The sequence below is a fragment of the Streptomyces katrae genome (genome assembly GCF_000966975.1).
Lineage (GTDB): Bacteria > Actinomycetota > Actinomycetes > Streptomycetales > Streptomycetaceae > Streptomyces > Streptomyces katrae.
Window position 1 is genome coordinate 1 of sequence record NZ_JZWV01000397.1, and the last position, 6,614, is coordinate 6,614.

General features: G+C 74.5%; 7 protein-coding genes and 1 pseudogene. 5 read left to right on the forward strand and 3 right to left on the reverse strand.

Annotated elements, in window-relative coordinates; translation table 11 throughout:
- The 4 genes from VR44_RS15345 to VR44_RS15360 form a co-directional block, all read left to right on the forward strand.
- On the forward strand, positions 1 to 792 hold a 792-nt coding region (locus tag VR44_RS15345; protein ID WP_045948042.1), incomplete at its 5' end, for a bifunctional ornithine acetyltransferase/N-acetylglutamate synthase.
- Positions 789 to 1,739 carry an acetylglutamate kinase gene (argB, locus tag VR44_RS15350; protein WP_045948043.1) on the forward strand — a complete coding sequence of 317 codons (951 nt, stop codon included), beginning with the start codon at positions 789 to 791 and terminating at the stop codon, positions 1,737 to 1,739. The genes VR44_RS15345 and argB, both read left to right, overlap by 4 nt.
- Positions 1,736 to 2,926: an acetylornithine transaminase gene (locus tag VR44_RS15355; protein WP_045948044.1), complete on the forward strand. Its 1,191-nt coding sequence runs from the start codon at positions 1,736 to 1,738 to the stop codon at positions 2,924 to 2,926. The genes argB and VR44_RS15355 overlap by 4 nt, the downstream gene beginning before the upstream one ends.
- 7 nt (positions 2,927 to 2,933) lie before the next feature.
- Positions 2,934 to 3,491, forward strand: a complete 558-nt coding sequence (locus tag VR44_RS15360) for an arginine repressor (protein ID WP_045948045.1) — start codon at positions 2,934 to 2,936, stop codon at positions 3,489 to 3,491.
- Positions 3,492 to 3,508: 17 nt separating this feature from the next.
- Here the strand turns inward: VR44_RS15360 and VR44_RS15365 are convergent, their stop codons facing one another.
- From VR44_RS15365 to VR44_RS49130, 3 genes and pseudogenes are all read right to left on the reverse strand, one after another.
- Positions 3,509 to 4,195 (reverse strand): L,D-transpeptidase family protein, encoded by a 687-nt coding sequence (locus VR44_RS15365; RefSeq protein WP_045948049.1) that lies wholly within the window; start codon positions 4,193 to 4,195, stop codon positions 3,509 to 3,511.
- A 276-nt stretch (positions 4,196 to 4,471) separates the two neighbouring features.
- Positions 4,472 to 4,666 carry a hypothetical protein gene (locus VR44_RS15370; RefSeq protein ID WP_157880309.1) on the reverse strand — a complete coding sequence of 65 codons (195 nt, stop codon included), beginning with the start codon at positions 4,664 to 4,666 and terminating at the stop codon, positions 4,472 to 4,474.
- A 112-nt stretch (positions 4,667 to 4,778) separates the two neighbouring features.
- A pseudogene (locus tag VR44_RS49130) lies at positions 4,779 to 5,381 on the reverse strand (HEAT repeat domain-containing protein); the annotation flags it as partial.
- A gap of 847 nt (positions 5,382 to 6,228) precedes the next feature.
- Between VR44_RS49130 and VR44_RS15380 the strand changes: the two are divergent.
- The coding region (locus VR44_RS15380; RefSeq protein WP_045948048.1) for a lyase family protein at positions 6,229 to 6,614 on the forward strand (386 nt) is incomplete at its 3' end.

Sequence of the window (6,614 nt, forward strand, 5' to 3'; positions counted from 1 at the left end):
CTGCTGCCCGGCGTCGAGACGGCCGCGGCGGCCCTGTCCGCCGACGGCGGCGAGGCCGCGGCCATCGCCATCAAGACCACCGACACCGTGCACAAGACGGCCACCGCCGGCCAGGACGGCTGGACCGTCGGCGGCATGGCCAAGGGCGCGGGCATGCTCGCCCCGGGCCTGGCCACCATGCTGGTCGTCCTCACCACCGACGCCGACCTGGACAGCGCCACCCTCGACAAGGCGCTGCGCGACGCCACCCGCACCACCTTCGACCGGGTGGACTCCGACGGCTGCATGTCCACCAACGACACGGTGCTGCTGCTCGCCTCCGGCGCCTCCGGGCAGGTCCCGGCGTACGAGGACTTCGCCGCCGCCGTCCGCGCCGTCTGCGACGACCTGGCCCGCCAGCTCATCGGCGACGCCGAGGGCGCCAGCAAGGACATCCGCATCGAGGTCGTCGGCGCGGCCAGCGAGGAGGACGCGGTCGAGGTCGGCCGGTCCATCGCCCGCAACAACCTGCTCAAGTGCGCCATCCACGGCGAGGACCCCAACTGGGGCCGGGTGCTCTCCGCCATCGGCACCACGAAGGCCGCCTTCGACCCCGACCGCCTGAACGTCGCCATCAACGGCGTCTGGGTCTGCAGGAACGGCTCCGTCGGCGAGGACCGCGACCTGGTCTCCATGAAGGACCGCGAGGTGCACATCACCGCGGACCTGTCCACCGGCACCGAGTCGGCGGTCATCTGGGCCAACGACCTGACGGCCGAGTACGTCCACGAGAACAGCGCGTACTCCTCATGAGCGCCGCGAGGAAGCACACCGCGCTGCCCAAGGCACAGATCCTCATCGAGGCCCTGCCCTGGCTCACCCGCCACAACGGCAAGATCGTCGTCATCAAGTTCGGCGGCAACGCCATGATCGACGAGGACCTGAAGGCGGCCTTCGCCCAGGACGTGGTCTTCCTGCGCCAGGCCGGCCTGAGGCCCGTCGTGGTCCACGGCGGCGGCCCGCAGATCAAGGCCCAGCTCGCCAAGGAAGGCCTCGTCAGCGAGTTCAAGGCGGGCCTGCGCGTCACCACGCCCGAGGCGATGGACATCGTCCGGATGGTGCTGGCCGGGCAGGTCCAGCGGGAACTGGTCGGGCTGCTCAACCAGCACGGTCCGCTCGCCGTCGGCATGACCGGCGAGGACGCCCACACCATCACCGCCACCCAGCACAAGCCGGAGATCGAGGGCGAGCTCGTCGACATCGGCCGGGTCGGGGAGATCACCTCCATCGACACCGGGGCGATCGAGGCCCTCCTCGCGGACGGCCGGATCCCGGTCATCTCCTCCATCGCCCGCAGCGCCGACGACGGCCACGTCTACAACATCAACGCGGACACCGCGGCGGCCGCCCTGGCCGCCGCCCTGGGCGCCGAGACGCTGATGGTCCTCACCGACGTCGAGGGCCTCTACGCGGACTGGCCCAACAGCGACGAGGTCATCAGCCGGCTCACCGTCAGCGAGCTGGAGAAGCTGCTGCCCGAGCTGTCCAGCGGCATGGTGCCCAAGATGGAGGGCTGCCTGCACGCCGTGCGCGGCGGCGTCCCGACGGCCCGCGTCCTCGACGGACGCGTCCCGCACTCCATCCTGCTGGAGATCTTCACCGACCAGGGCATCGGCACCATGGTCCTGCCCGACCCGCAGCCCGGGGCGGACCAGCCCGGGACGGACCGGCCCGACGCACCGCAAGGGGGAGCACAGTGACGCACAACGAGGAATACGCCGCCCGCTGGCAGGGCGCGCTCACCGACAACTACGGCACCCCGGCGGTGGCCCTCGTACGCGGTGAGGGCGCGCAGGTCTGGGACGCGGACGGCAAGCAGTACACCGACTACGTCGGCGGCATCGCGGTCAACGCCCTCGGCCACGCCCACCCGGCGATCGTCGAGGCCGTCACCACCCAGGTGAAGACCCTGGGGCACGTCTCCAACCTCTTCGCCTCCGAGCCGGTCATCGCCCTCGGCGAGCGGCTGCTGCAGCTGTTCGGCCGCGAGGGCCGGGTCTTCTTCTGCAACTCCGGTACGGAGGCGGTCGAGGCCGTCTTCAAGATCGGTCGGCTCACGGGGCGCACCCACATGGTCGCCACCGACGGCGGCTTCCACGGCCGGACCATGGGCGCCCTCGCGCTGACCGGCCAGCCGAAGAAGCAGACCCCCTTCCTGCCGCTGCCCGGTGAGGTCACCCACGTCCCCTACGGAGACGCCGAGGCCCTGCGGGCCGCCGTCACCGAGGAGACCGCGCTCGTCCTCATCGAGCCGATCCAGGGCGAGAACGGCGTGGTCGTCCCGCCCGCCGGCTACCTGGCGGCCGCCCGTGAGATCACCCGGGCCACCGGTACCCTGCTCGCCCTCGACGAGGTCCAGACCGGCATCGGCCGCTGCGGCACCTGGTTCGAGTACCAGCAGCACGAGGGCGTCGAGCCCGACCTGGTCACCCTCGCCAAGGGCCTGGGCGGCGGCCTGCCCATCGGCGCCGTGGCCGCCTTCGGCCCGACCGCCGGGCTGCTCCAGCCGGGCCAGCACGGCACCACCTTCGGCGGCAACCCGGTGGCCTGCGCCGCCGGTCTCGCGGTGATCGACACCATCGCCGCCGACGGACTGCTCGACCGGGTCAAGGCCCGCGGCGAGCGGCTGCGCTCCGGAATCGAAGCCTCCGGTCACGGGCTGGTCTCCCACGTCCGCGGCTCGGGCCTGTTGCTGGGTATCGTGCTGACGGAGCCCCTCGCGCCGAAGGTGCAGCTGGCGGCTCAGCAGGCCGGATTCCTGGTCAACGCGCCCGCCCCCGACGTCGTACGGCTGATGCCCCCGTTCGTCATCACCGAGGCGGAGGTGGACGCGTTCGTCCGGGCACTTCCCGGCATCCTCGACGAAGCGGGACGATCCGGAGAATGAGACGACGATGAGCCAGGCGCAGGAACACGAGCAGAACGGCGGCCCCTCCGTTCCGCAGACCCGCACCGCCCGCCACCGCCGGATCGTGGACATCCTCAACCGGCAGCCGGTCCGCTCCCAGAGCCAGCTGGCCAAGCTGCTCGCCGACGACGGGCTGCTCGCCAACGACGGGCTGAGCGTCACCCAGGCGACGCTCTCCCGCGACCTCGACGAGCTGGGCGCGGTGAAGATCCGCAACACCGGCGGCGAGCTGATCTACGCGGTCCCCAGCGAGGGCGGCTTCCGCACCCCGCAGGCCCCGCTCGGCGAGTCGGCGAAGGAGGAGCGCATGCGGCGCCTCTCCGGCGAGCTGCTGATCTCGGCGGAGGCCTCCGCGAACCTCGTGGTCCTGCGCACCCCGCCGGGGGCGGCGCAGTTCCTCGCCTCGGCCATCGACCAGGCCGAACTGCACGCCGTCCTCGGCACCATCGCCGGTGACGACACCCTGATGCTCATCAGCCGCGACCCCTCCGGCGGTCAGGCCCTCGCCGACCACATGCTCCGCCTGGCGCAGAAGGAAGGCTAGGCACCTCCTGGTACCGGCTAGTACCGGGTCACGGAGAGCGGCCCGTCCTCGGTACCGATGGCGATGTGCGGGGCGCGGCGCGGGTTCGCCCAGCGCAGCAGCTCGCGCATCGCCCCCTCCGGCACGGAGACGCAGCCAGCCGTGGCGCCCCTGCCGTCGACGTGCAGGAAGATGCCCGCGCCCCGGCCGCGCACCGGCCGCTCGTAGTTGAAGCCGACGACCAGCGCGTGCGCGTACTGCCGCTCGTACGCCACCAGATGCTCGGACTCGCCGGGGGCGCAGTCGGCGGGCAGCGGCTCCGTCCAGCGGTTGTAGGCGGTGGAGGCGTTGTCCTGGCACCACCACGAACGGTCCGTCACCCGCCGGTAGGCGTACTGCGTCCCGGCCGGCGCCCGCGCGATGCCGAAGGCGTAGGGGAGGTCGTACAGGCCCGTCGGGGTGGTGTTCGTGCCCTGGGTCCGGGTCGCCCCCTCGGTCAGCCCGTTCGCGCCGAACCGGGCGGGCGCGCGCCCGGCCTCGTACCAGCGGCCCGCGCGCCGGTCCCACCAGGTCAGCAGGCCCGTGGTGGACCCGGGCGCGGGTGCGACGGCGATGATCAGCTGGCTGCCGCCGCCGGTGTCGGCGAGCCGTTCGGGCAGCGGGGCGGGGCCGTGCGGCCACAGTCCGGCGAGGACCAGCGACCCGGCGACGAGAGCGTTGCGCAGCAGCACACGGCCGACGGTACGGCCCGGAGGGGCCGTGAGCGGCGCAGGCAGACCGCCGGCACCCGATCGGACGACCCGTCCGTGCCCTCCAGGGCCGGCGGCGCCCCCTTTCGGCGGCACCGCACGCCTTCCCGGCGGCGCCCGCCGGCCCCACGCCCGCCGGCCCCGCGCCCACGGGCGCCGTGCCTGCGGGGTGGCGGTGCCGCGGGGCGGTCCGTGGGCGTGAGGGGGTGGCCGACGGGGTGCGGCCGGGGGCGGGCGGTGTGGTCAGGGGGGTCAACCGCGGAGCGGGCGGCTCCAGGGCGAGTGGTTCAGCCGCAGCTCGTCGGCGCCCAGCAGCCGCGCCGCCCGTGCCAGCAGTTCGCCCAGCTCCGCGCGGGCCGCCTCTCCCTCGTCCAGGGTGGCGAGCCAGTTCCAGCCGGCCACCCGCTCCCGTGCGCGGCAGCGCGTACCGGGGTCCGGGTCGTCCAACAGGGCCACCGCAGCCCGGAGTTCGGCGCTTCCGCCCCGGCCGTGCAGCAGGGCCGGTCAGGTCGGCCAGCGCGGCGGAGTCCAGCCGCCCGGCACCCGGGAGCAGCTGCAGCGCGGCCTCGCGGGCCGCCGACGCCGAGGAGTCCTCCAGCAGGGCCAGCAGCACGGGGGCCTCCACGCGGGCCCCCAGCCGGCGCAGCCCCGCCAGGGCCGCGGCCCGCACCGGGCCCCCGGGGTGCTCCAGCAGGGCGCGCAGCAGCGGGACGTCCTCCTGCCCGGCCACCTCGGTGAAGCCGGTCACCGCGTACCGGCTCACCCGCCCGGGATCCGTGACCAGCGCACGGTAGTGCGCGTACGGGTCGCCCCCGGCCTGGCGCAGCAGCCAGCGGGCGCAGGCGCGTACGGACCCGGCCCGGTCGGCGAGGTACCGGCCGGCCTCCTCCGCCCGCCCGGCCCGGCGCAGGGCGGTGACCCCGGCGGCCCGCACCGCCGGGAAGCGCGAGCCGAGCAGGGCGTCGACCGCCCCCTCGTCCGGTCCGCCGGCCGCCAGGGCCGCCAGGGCGGCGTCGGTCCACATCCGGCCGGTCACCGGATCGTGCTCGGCGGCGGCCCGCCGGGCGAGCTCCCGCGCGCCGTACCGCCCGCAGGCGAGGGACACCCCGGCGCCGAAGCGGCGCGTCGGCCGGTCGGCGCTGCCCGTCAGGCGCTCCAGCATGCCCTCGCGCTGCGCGAGGGTCAGCGAGTTCCAGCTCCAGGTCGTCGAGGGCAGCCCGGGGCGCCACCACGCGGCGAGGGAGGAGTACCGGCCGCTGAGCGCGGCCTCCAGCTGCTCCACCGCCCAGTCGCCGTGCTCCCGTTCGCCCAGCCGCAGGGTGAGCGGGGTGAGCGCCGTCAGCAGGCGGGCGGGGTCGTCGGCCACCGGCCGGTTCAGCGCCCGGCGGGCCCGGTCCCGGGTTCGGACGGGGTGGTGGGCCAGTACCCGGCCCAGGACCCTGCGGGCGCGCTCGCGCACCTGCGGGACCCAGTCGGCGCACCGGATCAGGACGAGCTGGACCGGCGGGTTGCGCCACGCGGCGAGCGCCGACGCGCGGACCCGCCCGTCGGGGGTGGCACAGCCGGGCCTCCAGCCGGTCGACGGACACCCCCCGGAACCGCTGGAGGCGGCGCACCTCCCGGTCGAAGGCGATCCAGGCCTCCGGCCCGTTCCCGACGAGCCGGCCGGCCACCGACGCGGTGTTCCCGTGCACCAGCTCCCGGGCCACGCCCCGCCCCCAGGCCGCGTCCTCGGCCGCGCTCCACATATGCCCTCCCCGGCTGGAATCCGTCCCTGATGGTAGGCGGCGGCTCGTGGGCCCGCCCGCGATATACGGCCTGGTCAGCACGGTGGGGGAGGGAGTCGATTGACGAAACATACGGAGCAATGCATAGTTATGCTTGTTCTTGCCGTGGACCGCCGCGCGTCGCGACCCCGCCTGAATCGTTTGACGCTGTACCCGGACGGCCTCCCCGCAACCTCCGCGGCGGGGAGGCCGTTCACTTCCACCTCATGAGGAGCAGTAGCTGTGAGCAGCAACAACGGTGACGTCCGGCTCTGGGGCGGCCGGTTCGCCGACGGCCCTTCGGAGGCCCTCGCGAAGCTGTCCGCGTCGGTCCACTTCGACTGGCGCCTGGCGCCCTACGACATCGCCGGCTCCCGCGCCCACGCCCGCGTGCTCGCCAAGGCGGGCCTGCTCACGGCCGAGGAGCTCGACCGCATGATCGCGGGCCTCGACCGGCTGGAGGCCGACGTGGCCGACGGCTCCTTCGTGGGCACCGTCGCCGACGAGGACGTGCACACCGCCCTGGAGCGGGGCCTGCTGGAGCGGCTCGGCCCCGACCTCGGCGGCAAGCTGCGGGCCGGGCGCTCGCGCAACGACCAGGTGGCCACCCTCTTCCGGATGTACCTGCG